Source organism: Rosistilla ulvae (assembly GCF_007741475.1).
Lineage (GTDB): Bacteria > Planctomycetota > Planctomycetia > Pirellulales > Pirellulaceae > Rosistilla > Rosistilla ulvae.
In genome coordinates this window covers 5,452,968-5,470,716 of record NZ_CP036261.1, presented here as the reverse complement: position 1 = coordinate 5,470,716, position 17,749 = coordinate 5,452,968, and the positions used below count along the sequence as shown (strand labels likewise).

Annotated in this window: 15 protein-coding genes; 10 read left to right on the top strand and 5 right to left on the bottom strand. The window is 57.6% G+C overall.

Features of this window, described 5'->3' with window-relative positions; genetic code table 11:
- Positions 1 to 473: 473 nt before the first annotated feature.
- A complete protein-coding gene (locus EC9_RS19330; RefSeq protein ID WP_145347791.1) occupies positions 474 to 1,745 on the bottom strand; it encodes a lactate racemase domain-containing protein in 1,272 nt (423 codons plus the stop codon).
- A gap of 184 nt (positions 1,746 to 1,929) precedes the next feature.
- Between EC9_RS19330 and EC9_RS19325 the strand changes: the two genes are divergently transcribed.
- Together EC9_RS19325 and EC9_RS19320 are read left to right on the top strand one after the other, a co-directional pair.
- Positions 1,930 to 2,364: a 3-hydroxyacyl-ACP dehydratase FabZ family protein gene (locus tag EC9_RS19325; RefSeq protein WP_145347790.1), complete on the top strand. Its 435-nt coding sequence runs from the start codon at positions 1,930 to 1,932 to the stop codon at positions 2,362 to 2,364.
- Positions 2,365 to 2,366: 2 nt separating this feature from the next.
- Complete coding sequence (locus EC9_RS19320) at positions 2,367 to 3,170, top strand: enoyl-ACP reductase FabI (protein WP_145347789.1); 804 nt, start codon at positions 2,367 to 2,369, stop codon at positions 3,168 to 3,170.
- An 8-nt stretch (positions 3,171 to 3,178) separates the two neighbouring features.
- On the opposite strand, the gene EC9_RS19315 is transcribed toward EC9_RS19320, so the two are convergent.
- A complete protein-coding gene (locus tag EC9_RS19315) occupies positions 3,179 to 4,756 on the bottom strand; it encodes a N,N-dimethylformamidase beta subunit family domain-containing protein (RefSeq protein WP_218934270.1) in 1,578 nt (525 codons plus the stop codon).
- Positions 4,757 to 5,004: 248 nt separating this feature from the next.
- Here EC9_RS19315 and EC9_RS19310 point away from each other — a divergent pair, with 248 nt between their 5' ends.
- Positions 5,005 to 5,913, top strand: a complete 909-nt coding sequence (locus EC9_RS19310) for a hypothetical protein (protein WP_145347787.1) — start codon at positions 5,005 to 5,007, stop codon at positions 5,911 to 5,913.
- A 103-nt stretch (positions 5,914 to 6,016) separates the two neighbouring features.
- Here the strand turns inward: EC9_RS19310 and EC9_RS19305 are convergent, their stop codons facing one another.
- Complete coding sequence (locus EC9_RS19305) at positions 6,017 to 6,601, bottom strand: hypothetical protein (RefSeq protein WP_145347786.1); 585 nt, start codon at positions 6,599 to 6,601, stop codon at positions 6,017 to 6,019.
- A 100-nt stretch (positions 6,602 to 6,701) separates the two neighbouring features.
- Positions 6,702 to 8,363, bottom strand: coding sequence for an OprO/OprP family phosphate-selective porin (locus tag EC9_RS19300; protein WP_145347785.1), 1,662 nt, complete (start codon positions 8,361 to 8,363; stop codon positions 6,702 to 6,704).
- A gap of 436 nt (positions 8,364 to 8,799) precedes the next feature.
- Here EC9_RS19300 and pstS point away from each other — a divergent pair, with 436 nt between their 5' ends.
- From pstS to pstB, 4 genes are read left to right on the top strand one after another with little or no spacing between them, the layout of a single operon-like run.
- Complete coding sequence (pstS, locus tag EC9_RS19295) at positions 8,800 to 9,831, top strand: phosphate ABC transporter substrate-binding protein PstS (protein ID WP_246105776.1); 1,032 nt, start codon at positions 8,800 to 8,802, stop codon at positions 9,829 to 9,831.
- Positions 9,832 to 9,882: 51 nt separating this feature from the next.
- Complete coding sequence (gene pstC, locus EC9_RS19290) at positions 9,883 to 10,860, top strand: phosphate ABC transporter permease subunit PstC (protein WP_145347784.1); 978 nt, start codon at positions 9,883 to 9,885, stop codon at positions 10,858 to 10,860.
- Positions 10,857 to 11,768 (top strand): phosphate ABC transporter permease PstA, encoded by a 912-nt coding sequence (gene pstA / locus EC9_RS19285; protein WP_218934268.1) that lies wholly within the window; start codon positions 10,857 to 10,859, stop codon positions 11,766 to 11,768. The genes pstC and pstA overlap by 4 nt, the downstream gene beginning before the upstream one ends.
- Before the next feature lie 14 nt (positions 11,769 to 11,782).
- Positions 11,783 to 12,628: a phosphate ABC transporter ATP-binding protein PstB gene (gene pstB, locus EC9_RS19280; protein WP_246105774.1), complete on the top strand. Its 846-nt coding sequence runs from the start codon at positions 11,783 to 11,785 to the stop codon at positions 12,626 to 12,628.
- A 10-nt stretch (positions 12,629 to 12,638) separates the two neighbouring features.
- Here pstB and EC9_RS19275 read toward each other — a convergent pair whose 3' ends face one another.
- Positions 12,639 to 13,298, bottom strand: a complete 660-nt coding sequence (locus EC9_RS19275; RefSeq protein ID WP_145347783.1) for a hypothetical protein — start codon at positions 13,296 to 13,298, stop codon at positions 12,639 to 12,641.
- 307 nt (positions 13,299 to 13,605) lie between these two features.
- Between EC9_RS19275 and EC9_RS19270 the strand changes: the two genes are divergently transcribed.
- The 3 genes from EC9_RS19270 to EC9_RS19260 all read left to right on the top strand — a co-directional run bounded on the left by EC9_RS19270 (position 13,606) and on the right by EC9_RS19260 (position 17,693).
- Positions 13,606 to 14,028, top strand: coding sequence for a thioredoxin family protein (locus EC9_RS19270; RefSeq protein ID WP_218934267.1), 423 nt, complete (start codon positions 13,606 to 13,608; stop codon positions 14,026 to 14,028).
- Between the two features lie 128 nt (positions 14,029 to 14,156).
- On the top strand, positions 14,157 to 16,178 hold the full coding sequence (locus EC9_RS19265; protein WP_145347781.1) for a redoxin domain-containing protein: 2,022 nt from the start codon (positions 14,157 to 14,159) through the stop codon (positions 16,176 to 16,178).
- Positions 16,179 to 16,214: 36 nt separating this feature from the next.
- Entirely contained in the window at positions 16,215 to 17,693 is a 1,479-nt protein-coding gene (locus EC9_RS19260; protein ID WP_145347780.1) for a hypothetical protein, read from the top strand.
- Positions 17,694 to 17,749 lie beyond the last annotated feature (56 nt).

Sequence of the window (17,749 nt, the reverse complement as noted above, 5' to 3'; positions counted from 1 at the left end):
CCGGTGGCTTACACCACCGGCAGAGAATATGCCGGCCTCCGGCCTACTGGATGCTCCGGCTGGTCGCGGCCGTGGGGCTTGTGTCGGCTTCCGGACTTGTGTTTTTGTTGCGGGCTTTGGTTCCGGTGGCTTACAGCACCGGCAGAGGATATGCCGGCCTCCGGCCTAATACCTGCATGCTCAAACCACACAAGTCCGGAGGCCGACACAAGAATTGCCGGTGGTGTAAGCCACCGGAACTGAGGCCATTCCAGTCCCAAGGCCGGAGGCCGGCACACGACCTGCCGGCGGTGTAAGCCGCCGGAGCTTGAGCTCTCCACAAGGATTTTAGGCCGGAGGCCGACACAAGAATTGCCGGCGGTATAAGCCACTGGCCCTGTGGACGCTCCATTCAACAAGGCAATCGGGCGACACCTGTTTATGCCAACCGATTGGGAAAAGTTCCATCGGCTGACGCCATCGACTCCAACCGATTAGACGCGGCCTGGGGAGGCCCAGAGGCCGAGGGCTGGGTTCTTGATGAAGTAAAACTCTTCGCCGTCGCTGTCGGTGTGCCAGCCGTCGTTCAGTTTTTCCGGCGGGTACTTTTCCATCAGGCTTTTCACGTCGCCGTAGTTGTAGCCGACGCTTTCGATCTCCTGTTGCGACAGCTCGCCGGGGGCGTAGGTGACGCGGAAGCGGTTTTCGCTGCTGCCGTGGATCAGGTGAGCCGCGGCGGAGAGGTTGTTGCGGAGGTCTTCGTTCTGTTGGACCAATTCCATCACGCGGGCACTCGGTTGATAACCGTATTTGCGGATCAGCCCGTCGATCGCTTCGTCTTCGCCAAACATCCGCACGGCGGGACCCAAGACGATCAGTTCGCCTTCGTCTTCGATCGCCAGTCGCGTTCGGTAGATCGACTTGTTGCCGATCCAAGTGCTGTGGAACTCGGAGGGGTCGAGATAACAGACCATCTTTTTCGGGGCGCGTTCCAAAACGGTGAAGTTGACTTTCAGGGCCAGCTCTGCCGCCTCGAAGAACGTGTCGTGATCGTCGCCGATGTACAGCCCGCGAGTGACCAGCGATCCATCGGGCTGTTGGCCGATGACGGTCAGGATGTAGACCAGCGGCATCTCTTTGCAGAACAGGTCTTGAGCGCGATTGAGGATCTTTCGCAGCGGCGTGTCGGCGCGTCCCATCGTCCGTTCCATGCCGTAAGCCGCGCTCAGGAAGTGGCTCTCGTTGATTCCCTTCACGCCGCCGGTGCCAACAAAGATGTTCTTGTTGTAGTTGGCCATTCCGATCACTTCGTGCGGAACGACTTGGCCGATCGAGAGGATCATGTCGTGGCCTCCTTCAAGCAGCAGGCGGTTGACCTGCGCCGGCCACGGCTCCGAATAAATTCCCTCGGTCGCTTGGCTGACGAAATCGGCATCGACGTCGCCCAGGGTGACGACATCGTTTCGCCAATTGTGCTCGCGGATCAGATCGGTTGGCAGGCCGGGGAACATGTGCGCTAACTGTTCCGGCGACATTGGTTTGTGCGTTCCTAAGGCGGGCATCACATCGACCATCGCATCGCCGAGCAGTTCGTGGCAGAGGCAGGTGATTTCGCCGGCGCGGCTGGGCAGGCGGCTGTAGTCCGGGGGAATTGCCAGGGCTTTGCTGGGGCGGCCGCGGTCGGTGAACAGCTTTTCCAAGCCCTCTCGTAGATCGGCGGTCGAGAGTTCGGCGGTTTCAGAGCCACGGGCAAAGTAGGTGGTCATGGGCGGATGGTCGGGTAGGAGTCGGAGAAGTCGAAAGGGCTGTCGGGCAACCGCGTCAGGCGGGGCCGGTAGTGTTTAAGATAAGCGGCATGACAAGCTTTGGGCAGTCCGGTAGCATAGCGTTTTGAACAGTTCGCGATCGATTCGCTGCCGATACCCAACCTTCGAACCATAGTCCCCACCAATGACCGCTGAACAGATTGAAGCCGCCATTCCCCACCGCACACCGATGCGTTTGTTGGATGAAATCGTCGAACAGACCGAGCAGACGATCGTTTGCAAGAAGACGTTTCACAGCGACGATTTTTTTGTGCAGGGGCATTTTCCCGGCTACCCGATCGTGCCGGGGGTGATTCAATGCGAATGCTGTTTGCAGGCCGGGGCGATTCTGTTGAGCAAGCAGACGCCGGCGGACGGTTCGGTCGTTCCGGTGGCGACGCGGATGGACAACGTCAAATTCAAGCGGATGGTCCGCCCGGGCGACACCGTTGAGCTCCACGTCACGCTGAACGAACAGCTCTCCAACGCCTTCTATATGACGGGCAAGGTTATGTTGGACGGCAAATTGGCGGCTCGGTTGGACTTTGCTTGCAGCGTTGCGACGCCTGAGGAGGGCTAGGGATGACCGATTTTCTGAAACTCAGTGGCCGCAACATCCTGGTGATGGGCGTTGCGAACAAGAAGAGCGTTGCCTTTCACGTCGCTAAGACGTTGGAAGAAGTCGGGGCCAACGTGATCTATTCGGTCCGCAGCGAGCAACGTCGCGAATCGTTGGCAAAGCTGTTGCCGGGACGCGAGATCTTGATCTGTGACGTCTCGCGGCAGGTGGAGATCGATGCTTTGGCCGCCTACATCAGCGACAACGGCTGGACGATCGATGGCCTGCTGCACTCGATCGCCTTCGCCGACTATAGCGACGGGATCAAACCGTTTCACGAAACGACGCGGGCCCAGTTCCTGCAAGCTGTCGACATTTCGTGCTTCTCGTTGGTAGCGATCTGCAACGCGCTTCGCGGATGCTTTTCCGACGACGCCAGCGTCGTCACGATTGGAATCAGCACGACGCGGATGGCGAGCGAGAGCTACGGATACATGGCTCCGATCAAAGCGGCGTTGGCTTCGTCGCTGGCGTTTCTGACGAAGTCGTTCAGCAAGTTCTCGCAGGTCCGATTTAATTCGGTCGCCGCCGGGCTTTTGAAGACGAGCGCCTCGGCGGGAATCCCGGGCTACGTCGATTCGTATCTATTCGCCGAATCGGTGATCCCGCGTGGCAAAGCGGTTTCAACAAGCGAAGTCGCCGACACGGCGGCGTTTCTGTTGAGCCCGCGGTCGTCGGGAATCTGCGCTCAACAATTGATCGTCGATGCGGGAATGGAGATCAACTACTTTGATCAGGATGTCGTTCGCCGCGCGACCGATCACTGAATCGCGGATCAATCCTGAGGTTTCTGTAGCGAGCGCTCAAACAGATTTTTAGTGATCTGTTGAACGCGGCGATCGGGACCGTGCGGGCGGCTGAAATGCGACCAGGGGATGATGTGCCCCGGCGGGGTCGCAAGTCCTTGAGCCCAGTAGATCGTGGCTGCGTTAAAGACGAAGTTGTCTTTCGGGCCGGGGAAGATCGTCGCGGTCCAGTGTCCCGGGTCGGTGCCGCTGGCCCAAGTGGTCCCCTCGGCGACGACCTGCAGTCCCGGTCGCTGCAGATCGGGATCGCCATGATGTTCCCAGCCGATCAGGCCTTCGATGCGGTCGCCGCGGCGCATTTGAGTTCCTTCGTAAATCCAGTGCTTGGGCTGAGTGCAAACCCAGTCGCCGCCGCCGTTAAATGGAACGACCGTCCGCGCGCCGATGATCTTTCGTTCGTCGGGGCCATGGGTTTCGAACGGGCCCATGATCTTGCCGTAGGTCTGCGTCTCCTCCTCCCGCAACGGACCGAAGCTGCCGGTGCGGGTGATGATTCGATTCGACTGGCCGCTTTCGCTGGGGCTGAAGGGGCTGACCATATAGACGCTGTTGGCACTCAGCCACAGCACATTGACGCCACGATCGATCGCCGCCGCGACGGTATCGTATTGCCGCGTGTCCCAGTATTCGTCGTGCCCGACGCTCAGGAACGTTTTGCAGCGGTCGATCTCGCCGGGGTTTAACAGGTCGCTGTTGCTGACGTAGGTGACGTCGTATCCCTGTTGCTCCATCCAGAAGCAAAGCGGGAATTCCCACAGCAGGAATTCACCCGAACCGAGCGACAGCGGATGTTCGAAGATCTGGCAATACATGCCGTAGGGGCGGTCGAAGCTGACCGCGACGCCCGGCTTCTGCGGACCGTCGGGATGGGTGTACAGCGAGTCGTTCACGGGCCAGCGGTTATACGCTTGCCAAGTGTTGTCCGAACATTGGAAGACAAAATCGGCGGGGCGATCGTCTTTCACAATGAAGATCACGTAACTCTGCCAATAAGGTTGGTCGGCTTCGGGGACCGTCGTCAGTTTTCCCAGATAGACTCCACTGACCCAATCCTCGGGAATCGTGAAGCTGACACTCGGTTCCCACTTGCACTGCCGCACGCGGTCTTTCCCCGCCTCGGGAACCGGTTGCGTGATCGTGTCGATGTTCGGGAAGGTCTTGACCAGCCGGCCGCCGGTGCCGCCGTAGTAGCCCATCCGGTAGATGTCCAGATTGACGGGAACCGCCGGATCGGAGCTTATAAAGACTTTCAATTCTTCGCCAACCGAAAGCGATTGCTCCGAACAGTAGCCTTCGACAAGCGAGGTTCGATAGCGGCCGGCATTGGGGCGGACGCGGGTCAGTTGCCAATCGGTCGTCCCGGGGAGTTGGTTCTCCGCGACGATCGGGCTCGTTTCGGCGATCAGCGGAACCGGGGCGATCGCGGTGATCACGAACAGGAGGATCGGAACCAGGCCGCATGCAAGCGGTTGGCAGGCGTTCCGAAGCGGTTTCGTCCGGGAGAGATTCAATCGCGCAAGGCGAGCAACAGGTGGGATCGTTGACATCTTTGGTTGGCTCGTAAAGGTGGGAATCGAGTTCGGCGAAAACGCTGTGCTCGAAGTATTGCCAGCATAACGGAACTGCGGGCCCGTTGCAGGTGATTCGCCATGGACTTGAAAAGTCGTGGCGCGGTATATCGGCCTATCAATCGACGTTGAATGGCGGCCGGCGTATTGCCGCATTTATATGACACGCAACCGAGCCGATACGGATGAACGAACCGAATAGCCGATGCGTCGATGGAACGAAACTCTTGACGAGCTCCGCTACACCGAAACTACGTAGCGGAACTCGTCAAGAGTTTCGAGCCTTGCTGATCTTCACGTTCTCCTTGGCGGTTGTTCCGGCGCAGGCGGTCGAGCCGCTCGCCCCGACCGCGGCTCCCGCGGGCATCGCCAGCGATCCGCTGGCTGGAATGCCCGACGCCGAAGCGGGGCGGTTGCGGCAAATCGTCGGCGATCTGATTCGCAGCAGCATTCCCGAAACGTATCAGAACGAAAAGGACTGGGGCCATCAGAAACGAATCTATGCGGGCGTGAAGCTGCGCCGCGATGGTTGGAAGATCGATACCAAGCGTCGCTGGCGCGAAGTGAATCACGGCGCGTGGACGCGGTACGAGATTCGCCTGATCGATCCCGACCAGCATATGAAGGTCGATCTACACGATCTGCGTTGGTTGCCCGATGGAACGGCAACGTTCCGGTTGACGCTTGCCGGACGATTAAACTGCTTCGCCCGTCGCAGTCGCTGGAACTACGGCGTCCAGCTGTGGAGCTTCAACGTCGACGCGGACGCCGACATCGAGATCACGATTGTCGGCAGCATCGGCATCGGGCTCGATTACGTCAACATCCCGCCGGATGTCGTCGTGAAGCCGGTGATCGAATCGGCGGAGATCGCCGTGCCAAGGTTCGAAGTGAACCGGATCAGCGACGTTGGAGGCGATTTCGCCGAAGGGATCGGCGACGCGTTGGAAGGGATCTTGCGAGACGAGATTATATCCAAACAACAGGTCAAACTGGTCCAGCGGATGAATCGCCAGATCGCTCGAAAAGAAGAGGATTTGCGATTTTCGATGAGCGACTGGCTGTCGAAGTTGCTGGCGGATAAGTCGCTCGCTGCAGAAACACCGAAGGCCGACCTGTTGCCAGGCCGGCCTTAAACTCGCGTCATTGGGATCAGACAAGTGCGTCGTCGAAGTGGTTGGGGAGTTGCACTTCACAACATGTTGTGGATGCCATGTGTTGAACCCAATTTGTCAGCGTTTATCGGTTCAGCTGAAGCGTCTTCAGGCCAACGGGGCGAGCGACGTGCACGGCTGGCACTTCGTATTCGAGCATCCCATCGGTTGCCGCGGTCTGCATGACGTCGTTTTCGATCGCGGGTGTTGGAATCGAAGGCGTCGGTACGGGGGGCAGTTCGTTTGCACCCAACAGGCATCCACCGCCGTCGCAGCTGCCACAGCTGCCGTCGTCGCAGCAGTTGTTTCCGCCACCGCAGCATCCGCAGCCGCCGATCATCTTCGGTGTCCAGGTGAATTCAAGTTTGGGGCACTTGTATTCCTTCTTCTTCAGCACGCGAACGGTTCGCACGCAGGCACCGTTGTTCGCACAAGGGTTGCAGCGTTTTTGCCACGGGAAGACAACTTTGGGGATGCAGACTTGTTTGCATTCGACTTCCCAAGCTGTCTTCTTTTCGTCGACTTTGTCGACCTTCAAGCTGCAGCAAGCACAATTGTCAGCGCACAGTCCGCATTGACAGTTTGCGGCTCGCGCGGTGCCGGTGAACTGGATCGTTGTCAGGCCACCGAATAGCATCGCACCGATAATCAGTTTGTGGATGTTTTTCATCGTATCGCTCCGAATCGCCACGTCCGTGTGGCAATCAATTTAGAGAATGTAGTTTGGGAATGGAGTCTTCGGATCTGAATCGTTGGGATGTGTGCGTCGATTAGAAATCGAGCATAAATCGCATACCAAGGATCGCGTAGTCACCCGAGGTGTATTCGGTTCCCGTGGGGCCAACGGGGCTGTGGTTGTCGATCTCGCCGTAGATCAGGTTGGTCTGCAGTTTCGAATACGCAGTCCAGTACCAGTTCAGGCCACCGGTGACCGAATGACCCACGCCACCTTGGATGTCGCCGTCGGTGAGGTCGATGTAGTCGTATCGCAGAGCCAATGCGAGAGCTCCCATGCCCATCTTTCGTCCGCGATTGCCACAAAAGCGATCGACAAGGAAGAAGTTCTCAAATGGTCGGACACGATCGATCGTACCGTGGGTTCGTTTGTAGGGAATGTGTTCCCCGGTCAGGAAGTACGATGCGAAGATGTAACCGCCATGGAAGTGGGTATCGGGACCCGATCCGGCGATCTGATCGTCGCGTTGAACCCAGTTGAACAAATATTCGCTGGTGATCTGCAGCGATCCGATGTTCAGCATCGATTCGAGGCCGATCGTTTCAAACCAGTCGGCACCTACGATTCGACCTGTGTTGAGCCATCGCGAATCGCTGCGTGCTTCGGGGCGTGTGCGGAAGCGAGCTTCGTTGCTGTTCGAATCGGCACTGCTGGCGTCGCCATCGGGCTTGGCGACTGCACCGGACATCGCCAAGTGCCAATAGCCGCGTCCACCGCTGACCTCGTCGTACCAGGGGCTGCCGCCAACGCGACCGTAACCGCCCATTTGCATGCTGTCACCGATGATACGACCGGTGGTGCTGGTGTTTTCCAGGCTGTAGAGACCGTACGCCCAGAAGGTCGATTCGGCATCGTTGTGGCCGTACATTGCCAAACCGATCCGTCGAGCGTCTTCGTTGAACGCTTCGACTGCAAACGGTCGTTCCATGAACACGTTGTGGCGGCTGCTGTTCAAGTGGTCCAAGCCCATCGGACGCTTTTGGTTACCCAACAACAGCGTTTGGTTGTATGGCAGGTTGGTCCAGCCGATGTAGGCATCTTTGTATTCTGGGGTCGATGGATTGTTGAAATCCATTTGGATCCGGAAGACCATGTTTTCGGGGACTTCGCCCTGGATTTCCAACCGCAAGCGGCGGAACAGGAAGCGGTCTTCGGGGTCGGTTCCGTAGTTCGCGTTGGTTGGGTCGTCGTGCTCGAAATATCCGATCCCAGGAGAGTTGTCCATGAAGTTCCAATAGTCCATGTGAAGACGACCGCCCATTTTGTAGGACGATTTCTTCTTCTTGGCTTCGGCTTCCTTGGTGATCTTGCCTTGGTACTGGCCCCACGACTCTTCCATGTCGTCCAGACGTTTGGTCAGATCTTCGATCAGTTCGTCTCGCGAATCCTTCTCCTGTCCCGCGTTGTCTGACTTGTCTGTCGATTCGTCAGCCGTTTTAACCGAGTCGCCTAAATCATCCCCCGCGGTGGCGTCGCCGGGAGTCGCCCAGTGAAGAGCCGAAACGGGTTCGTTGTAGGCAACGGGAGCAACCGACGCGTCGTCGGATTTACCCAAAAGGATGGGGCTGAATGCAGCGGCTTCCAGGCCAGCATCTTCGGATGGGAATTGAGCGTAACCGATCGACGCCCCAAATTGGCATACAACTGCCAAGCCTAGCAGTCGGCGCAGCCAACGACGTTTTTGAGTTTTGAACATCTGGAGTCCTTTCCAGTTCGTTTCCAAACAATAGCCAAAATGAAACGGTTGGGCGTTTAGGAGGAGTCATGACCCGTCCATCCTTGGTTGGATCACTCTCCTAATAATAAATATCGTCCTAGACAGACCGTTCTTGGGGGTAGCATCGTCGCCGTTTGCCCTGCACATCCGATGCCGCAGTCTCAATCGGATGAATCTTAACAATCCCCCTCGCTGCAATCGGTACAACGGTTACAACGCGATCGATCGGGCAGGAGAACCCTGCTGGAAATGGTTTGTTAAGGAATTGTGAAGAGCCAGTGAAATTGGCGGTCTGCCACGTTTTGCGACTTGAGCGTCCCTTCTTCGGCCAATACCGTGGTTCAGGATTCAACAACCTAATCACCCTCCGTTTATTTGGGAAAACAACGTGCGTTGGCGAAACTCAAGCGTTTTCGTGGCAGGTCTGACCGTTTGTCTATTGTTTAGCGGTTGCTCGTCGCGCAGTTCCGATTCGAGCGGCGGTGATGCTGCGGATAGCGTCAAGCTCACCGGATCGGGAGCAAGCTTCCCTTTTCCGCTGTACGATCGTTGGTTTAAGGAGTACAGCCGCGCACATGACGACGTGCAAATCGACTACCAAGCCAAGGGTAGCGGAGCGGGGATCAAGGACTTTACCAACGGCACCGTCGATTTTGGTGCCAGCGATGCTGCGATGACCGACGAAGAGATCGCCGAGGTAGGCCAAGGTGTTCAGTTGTTGCCGATGACCGCTGGCGAAGTGGTTCTGGCCTACAATCTGCCGGGCGTTGAAGAGCTGAAGCTTTCCCGCGACGCGTACACCGGAATCTTCTTGGGTAAGGTCACCAATTGGACCGATCCGCTGATCGCCGACGCCAATCCCGGCGCGAAGCTGCCCGATGAAGATATCACCGTCGTGCGACGCGCCGACAGCAGCGGCACGACGTTTGTCTTCACGCAGCACTTGAGCGCGATCAGCGAAGAGTGGGCAAACGGCCCCGGCACCGGCAAGACGGTCGTGTGGCCCGACAGCGACAAGATCGTCGCCTCGCCAAAGAACGACGGCGTCACCGCGACGATCACGCAAACTCCCGGTGCCATCGGATATATCGAATACGGATATGCCAAGCTGACCAAGTTGGCGATGGCGAGCCTCGAAAACAAGGCTGGAAACTTCGTCCTGCCTTCGTTGGAGAGTGGCCAAGCTGCGTTGTCGAACGTCGAGATGCCAGCCGATCTGCGAGCTTGGTTGCCCGATCCTCCCGGCGATCAAGCGTTCCCGATCGTCAGCTACACCTGGTTGTTGTGCTACAAAAAATACGAAGATCCCAAGCAAGCCGAAGCGCTCAAAGAGGTCGTCAAATACTGCTTGACCGATGGACAGAAGATCAGCGACGAGATGGGATACGTCCCTTTGCCCGAGGATGTGGTCGCCAAGGTAACCGCTGCGTTGGATGCGATCCAATAACCGGTCGATCTACCGGCTTTCCTAACGATTACGAAATGGTAAACGGACTATATGGCAACATCTATCGAGCCAAACGATTCGATTGATTCGGTCGCATCACCTCCCACGACTTGGGATGTTTCATGGGACCGGGCGTTCCGAGGGATGACACACGTCTTCTCTTGGATGACCATTTTGTTGGTCTTATACATCCTGTATGAAATCGGTGGAAAAGCGGTTCCCGCGATTCAAGAGTTTGGTCTTTCGTTTATTACGGGAACCACTTGGGATGCCAATAAAGGCGAGTTCGGCGTGCTGCCGGAAATCTGGGGGACGCTTTACAGTTCGCTGTTGGCCCTTGCGATCGCCAGCTTCTTTGGCGTCTCGATCGCGATCTTCCTGACACAAGATTTCTTGCCGACGTACCTGGAAGTTGTCTTCAAGAACATCGTCGAACTGTTGGCTGCGATCCCCAGCGTGGTTTATGGTTTGTGGGGAATCTATGTCGTGATCCCCGCGATCCGGCCGGCGGCTAATTGGGTGCACGAGCACTTTGAGTGGATACCTTTTTTCAAGACATCGCTCAGTGGTCCCGGGATACTTCCCGCGTCGCTGGTCTTGGCAATCATGATCTTGCCGACCGTTTCAGCCATCTCCCGCGATGCGATCAGCTCGGTCCCGCACAAGCTGAAAGAAGCTGCGTTTGGCCTGGGGGCGACTCGCTGGGAAGCGATCTTTGGTGTGATCATTCCCGCCTCGGCGACTGGCATCTTCGGCTCGCTGGTGCTCGGCTTCGGCCGCGCCCTCGGAGAGACGATGGCGCTTGCGATGCTTGTTGGAAACTCCAACCAGTTGACGGTTTCGCTCTTTTCGCCAGCCAATACGCTTGCGGCACTGCTGGCGAATAACTTTCCCGAAGCGGGCAAACAGGAAGAGCAGGTGTTGATGTACGCCGCGCTGCTGCTGATGGCGATTACCTTGGGCGTCAACATCTTTGGAGCCGCGATCATGCGACGAGCTTCGGCGCATATGAAGGGAGCGACGAAGTGAGCCAAGAGATCACCGACGCCTTTGAAGACATCGACTTTCCAACTTTGGAACGCTCGCTGCGTCACCCACGCACATTTTTCAGTTCAGCACTCAGCATCCTGACTGGGGTTGTGACGGTTGTCGCTTGCATCCCTTTGTTCTCTGTGCTGTTCATGCTGATCTGGCGCGGTGGGAAGCGGTTGAGTCTGAGCTTGCTGACCGAAACACCTCCATCGGCTTTTGAAAGCGGAGGTGGGTTTGGCAACGCGATCGTGGGGACGCTGTTGATGGTTGGGATCGCGATCTTGATCAGTGTTCCCTTTGGCGTTTTGGCCGCTCTGTTCCTGGCGGAATTTGGCAGCGGCAGCAAGACGGCGTCGGCGGTCCGGTTCTGTGCCAAGTTGTTGACCGGATTCCCGTCGATTTTGGCTGGCGTGTTCGCCTATGCGGCCGTCGTCTTGGTCACGGGGACCTATTCGGCTCCGGCTGGCGGCATCGCCCTTTCGATTCTAATGCTGCCGATCGTGATGTTGACTGCGGAAGAGGCGATCAAGATGGTCCCGCACCGCATGAAAGAAGCGGCGATCGGGATGGGTGCGACGCAAACACAAGTCGTTTGGAAAGTGATTCTGCCCACGGCACTGCCGGGGCTGTTAACTGGAGTGATGTTGGCCGTGGCGCGTGCCGCTGGCGAAACCGCTCCGCTGTTGTTCACGGCGCTCAACAGCAACTACTGGATCGTACAAGATGGCGAGTTGGCGTTGATGGATCCGACGGCTTCTCTGGCGGTGCTGATCTTCAATTTCTCTGGCGTTCCTTTCGAGAATCAAATTGAACTCGCTTGGGCAGCCGCTCTCGTGCTGGTGATGATCGTGTTAGTGATCAACATCGGTGGGCAAATCCTATCGCGCAATAAAGTCACAAGCTGAGCAGGTATTTCCATATGATTCAAGCATCATCGACGGTCCAATCGAAAGCCGGAAAGGCCGCCAACGGCAGCAGCAATGGTACGGCCTCCAATATCGTTATCGATTGCAAGATCGACAACCTTTATTACGGCAAGTTTCGAGCTGTTCGCGATAGCCACATCCCGGTCCAGCAGGGGCAGATCACCGCCTTCATCGGGCCTTCGGGCTGCGGTAAGAGCACCGCGCTGCGATGTCTGAACCGGATGAACGATCTGGTCCGCGGCTTCCGCTTCGAAGGGCATGTTCATTTTCGCGGCCGCGACATCTACCATCGCAGCGTCGATCCCGTGGCGGTCCGTCGCTACATCGGGATGGTCTTTCAACAGCCCAATCCGTTTGCGATGAGCATCTATAATAACGTTGCGTTTGGCCTGCGCCTGAACCGTGTTAAAGGGGATGTGCCCGAGCGCGTCGAGAAGGCGCTGCGTGGCGCGGCGCTTTGGGATGAGGTGAAGGACAAGCTGAAGAACAGCGGATTGTCGTTGTCCGGCGGACAACAGCAACGGCTCTGTATCGCTCGGGCGATCGCTACCGAACCCGAGGTGCTGTTGATGGATGAACCTTGTTCGGCGTTGGATCCGATCGCCACGCGACGGATCGAAGAACTGATGACCGAACTGAAGAAGCAGTACACGATCGCGGTGGTCACTCACAATCTGCAACAAGCTCAACGCGTCGCTGACATGACGGCGTTCATGTATGTCGACACCTCGCAAGGTGCGCGAACCGGCTATCTGGTCGAATACAGCAAGACCGAAGCGATGTTCGCCGATCCGCAGGAAGAGTACACCAAGCAGTACATTCGCGGCGAATTCAGTTAACACAGCGACGTCAGATTCCTAGGTTGCCAAAGCCGTTATCCTGCAATCGCACCAACAGCTTGATCAGTTCGACCTGTGATTCAACCTCCAGGGTTTGCAGGATCGCGTTGCGCCGGCGTTCGATGGCGTCGCTCGAGACGCCTTCAATGTTGGCACCAGCGATCACGATCGCAATCTGGCGGTCCGTGGGGCTCAACTGCTCGAAACGCCGCCATTTTTCGGAAAGCAGTGTCGTCGGGGCGTTCGATGCGATGATGCCCATCATTCGCGAGATGCCCAGAATTGCATAACGCGGGTCGCCCGCTTCTTGTAGGGAACGTTTGTAAGTGCGGAAATGGAGCGTTCTTCCCAGGGGATCTTCTCCCACATGATTGAATTGCACCGTCGAACAACCGCCCAGGATCATCTTGTCGCTGCGTTGTGAGACGTCGACAATCGACGAATGCAAATAAGAAGCCCCCGGTTTCCCCGCGGGATCCGCCCCCGCTGTAAACCGAAGGTGATAGGCGCTGTTGACAATTTGCGTGTGTCCGTTGGCCGCCTTTACGAAAATGCTGTCGGGTTCATCTGCAATCGAGGCCAGCGGAGGCTGCCGCTGTCGAATGCAGTCGAGAACCGTATCGGAGATGCGTTGAACGGTCTGTTCAAAGTTTTCAAGGTTGTTGCCCATGGACGGCAGTGTCTTAGAATGGATGGCGGGAATGGGGGAGTTTGAAAGTGGCAGCAAAAGCTGTCACTGGACAAAGTGATGGTAGGAAGGTGCCAGATGGCCCCCCCCCTCCAGGAACTAACGCGTCGGCGCCTGACCTGCTCCGCAATGTTAATCGCAGAGTAATTCCCACCATCCGTTTCGCCACCGATCGAAATCGTGTGTTTGAAGACGAATCGCCAACCGGCGGTTTGCCGTCGGATCTGGTATATAAGATTCTGGGATTCGATTAGATAATAAATCAATATAGCTTGATTGGAAAATGAATATGCTCGCCTCGACCCGAATCGCTTTGGGATGGATCACGCTGGTTACTTTGATCGTCGTCGGTTGCGATCGCTTTCGCGTGGGAGATGGTTCGGCCAGCGATGACCCTCACTACAGCGAACAGCAGTTCGACGAATTGGTTGCACAGTCGCCGCTCACCTTGATTAAGTTCGGCGCCCCGTGGTGCGGTCCGTGCCGGATGCTCGACGACGAATTGCCGAATGTCACCGGCGAAGTCGAGATCGTATCGATCAACGTCGACAACAATCCCGAACTGAGTGCGCGTTACCGAGTTTCGGGCATCCCGCATATGATCATGTTTCGCGACGGCAAGAAGATCGACGAACGGATGGGGTTTCATTCCGCGGCCGAGATTTCGCAATGGGCTGCCGGGTTCTCCCATTCCGGTGACGCGGCCCTTTGATCGTCTTGCGTCTGTACGTGGGTTGCAGCACGTGGGGCGGTTGATCGCCGACTCGTTTGTGAACGATTAAAACCTGTTGAACAGGCTCGCTTGATCCGCACTCTTCACCATCAGTCCATTGGGCAGCCATGAACATTCGAGATCTGACGCACGAGGCCTTTCGAAACAATCGCGGGGCAGATTTTTGGCGATTGTTTGTCTTCATCGTGGCTTGCTGTTTTAGTGGGCTGCCTGCCACCGCTGCCGAATCGGTCCAGTCGTTGCAGTTGCCTTCGGTGGTGGAGAACCAATCGGTTCGCTTGTTAGATCCCGATGCGGGCAAGTTGCATGTGATCTGCTTCCTGGGGACTGAGTGTCCATTAGCCCGGTTGTATGGGCCGCGGTTGTCGGCGTTGGATGCCGAACTGCGCGATCGCGGCGTGCGTGTCTTGGGGGTCAACAGCAACCGCCAGGATTCGCTGCAAGAGGTCCGCGAGTACGTCGATCGGTATGCGATCTCGTTCCCGATGGCGAAAGACTACGACGGCGCCGCGGCGACGCTGTTGGGAGCGACGCGAACGCCCGAGGTTTTTGTGCTCGATGCAACCGGCAAGATCCGCTACCAGGGCCGTATCGACGATCAGTATCGACCGGGCATTTCCCGTCCCGTCGCCACCCGCAGCGAATTGCGCGAAGCGATCGACGACCTGCTGGCCGATCGCCCCGTGGCGATGCCACGGACCACGGCGGTCGGTTGCATCATCGGCCAATCGCGACCGCTAGCCGATGAGGGTTCGATCACCTTCTGTAAACAGGTCTCACGCGTTCTGCAGCAGCACTGCGTCGAATGCCATCGCGCCGGCGAGATCGGACCGTTCGCCCTGACCGATTACGATGAAGTCGTCGGCTGGGCCGACATGTCGCTGGAAGTGATCGACCAGGGACGGATGCCGCCCTGGCACGCGAATCCCGAATATGGCGACTTCTTAGGGGCCCGGCAGATGCCGGCGGGGGACAAGCAGATCTTGCGAGACTGGGTCGATCAAGGGATGCCCTATGGCAATGCCAACGACCTTCCCGAACCGTTGCCGCCGCGAGGCGATTGGGGACTGGGAACTCCCGATCTTGTCTTCTCGATGAACGACAAGCCGTATCGCGTGCCGGCCGAGGGAACGGTGGAGTACCAGTATTTTGTCGTCGACAGTGGGGTTACCGAGGATCAGTGGATTCAAGCGGCCGAGGTGATCCCTGGCGACCGCAGCGTCGTCCATCACGCGATCATCTTTGTCCGCCCCCCCGATGGCCAACGCCAACGTGGCGTCAATTGGTTGACCGCCTACGTGCCGGGCCAACGCGTCGCCGAGTATCCGCCCGGCCTGGCTCGTCGTGTCCCCGCCGGTTCCAAGTTTGTCTTCCAGATGCACTACACTCCCAACGGTTCGGAAGTGGACGATCTGACCAAGGTCGGCATCAAGCTGGCCGATCGATCGACGGTCACTCACGAAGTCTTTACGGTGGCGGCGATCGATCAAGAGTTCGAGATTCCACCTCGAGCGGCCAATCATCCCGTCGAAATCAAGCCGGGCGGGTTGCCGAAAATTGGGCAGCTATTAGCCGTCGCCCCGCACATGCATCTGCGCGGCAAGGCGTTCCGTTTGGAGGGACGCATCGCGGGCCAGCAGGAAACATTGTTAGACGTGCCGGCGTACGACTTCAATTGGCAGCACTCCTACGCCTTTGCCAACCCGATCGATCTGTCGACGATCGACGATTTGGCGGGGACCGTCTGGTTCGACAATTCCAAAAACAATCTCGTCAATCCCGATCCGTCGCAGTATGTCAGTTGGGGCGATCAGACTTGGGAGGAGATGGCATTGGCGTTTTTCGAAGTCTGCCAGCCGTTGGATGTCGAGAAGGATGGCGGCGCGAAGAAGAAGTCGAAAGCGAAGGCATCGCGTGATAAGGTCACCGACGAGGCGACGCAGCGTGTCAACGATTTCGTCCGCGACTTCTTCAAACAGATGGATACCGATGGCGACGGCCAGGTCGCTCGCGAAGAGACGCCGATGGCCTTCAGCCGCTACGGATTTCGTAAGTTCGATCGCGACGGCGATTCGATCCTCACGCGGCAGGAAATCGAACAGGCCGCCAAGAAGCGGTTTGGCTCGTGAGTCGCTTGTCCCCATTTGTTGCCCAAGGGGCCGATCATGGATGCCGCTGATCTGCCGCGACGCTATCGAAACTTCATCCGCTTCCACACGCATGTGACCTACCCAGACGAGAGCGAGCGGCGGCAACAAATCAACACTGCCGAGGTGATCCGGCGGCTCGACGCGATCGGAATGCAGCACATCCCCATCCCGACGATCTGGGACGGCGTTCATCTAGTCGACGACGGACGCTTGGCGGGATCGCTGGAGATCGACCGGCGGATCGGGCTGACCTATCGGATGCGAATGGGGCGGATCAAACGTTTCCTCGACGACATCTTTCATTGGTCGCAGCGCGACACAGCGATCTACCATGCGTTAGCATCCGCGCTGCGGGAGATCGAATTCGATCGACTGGCCGGTCGCACCGACATCGATCGCGCGATCGCCAACGTCGCCCTGATCTCGACCGTCAAGCAAGCTCTTGCGATCGGTTTGGCGGCTGACGTGATCGCGGCGCAAGTCAATTGGGCACTCGGTGAAGTCGGCGGGCTAACGGCCGATGAGATCGAGTTGTTGGAATGTCTGCCTGACGAGGACTCGCTGCAGTCGACCGATTCGCTCGACCTGGAACGGATGGCGTTGGACCGCGGGATCAGCGAGATCCAATTGGTCGAAAACCTGGAGACACGCGATAAGATCGCGTCGCTGTTGAGCGACTGTTTCGGTGGCGTCCGTCGCGAGACCGAGCACAAGGAGATCCATCCGCTGTCGGTCCGGCGGTTGGATATCGCGTCGCGGATGCTCAGCGAACCGGGGCTCGAAGCGTTGGTGCGGATCGCGCGGATCGCCAACGAATACGTCGGCTTTCAGCCTCGCTTTGAAAAGAAAATGTTGCCCGCGGCCGACGGCGACCAGACGCGGATGCGGATGATGCAATCGTTCGACGAACTGTCGCGGATGGTGCCGGCAGCGTGGGCGCTGAAAGTCGCGTCGCCCAAATATTTTCGCTACCGCGTGGCGACAAAAAGCTTTATGGTCCGCGAGAAGATCAAGAAGAGCGACAAGAAGCAACTGTTCTACGCGATGCTGGATCGTTCGAAATCGATGCAGCAGGGAGAGCGGATCTACAAGCTGATCGCGATTTTAATGAACCGATTGCGAGCCGTGCTGCGACGCGAAGCGATCCTCGGTTTCAGCTTTTTTGATTCGGTTGTCCATGAACAGGTGCTTGTCGACGAAGTGTCTCAGGCTCGCCACGCAATGCAAAATCTGCACTCCAGCTTTTTTCTTGGCGATGATACCGATATCAACCTCGCGATTCGCGAGGGGATCACGCGGATCGAAGCCGTTGTCGCCGACACTCAGGCCGAACGTCCCGAGTTGATCATCGTGACCGATGGAGATCACGGGATCAACGTCAAGCCAGAAGAGCTTAACGGGATCATCCTGCACGCGTTTATCGTCGAAGAAGTCAACGACGATCTAATCGAGTTAGCCAAGGCGACCGGCGGCGTCGCCTTGCAACAACTTTAGCGTCAAGCTCGAACGTCGCTGAACCAAAGTTGTGTTGAGTCGAACTTACGGTGAAG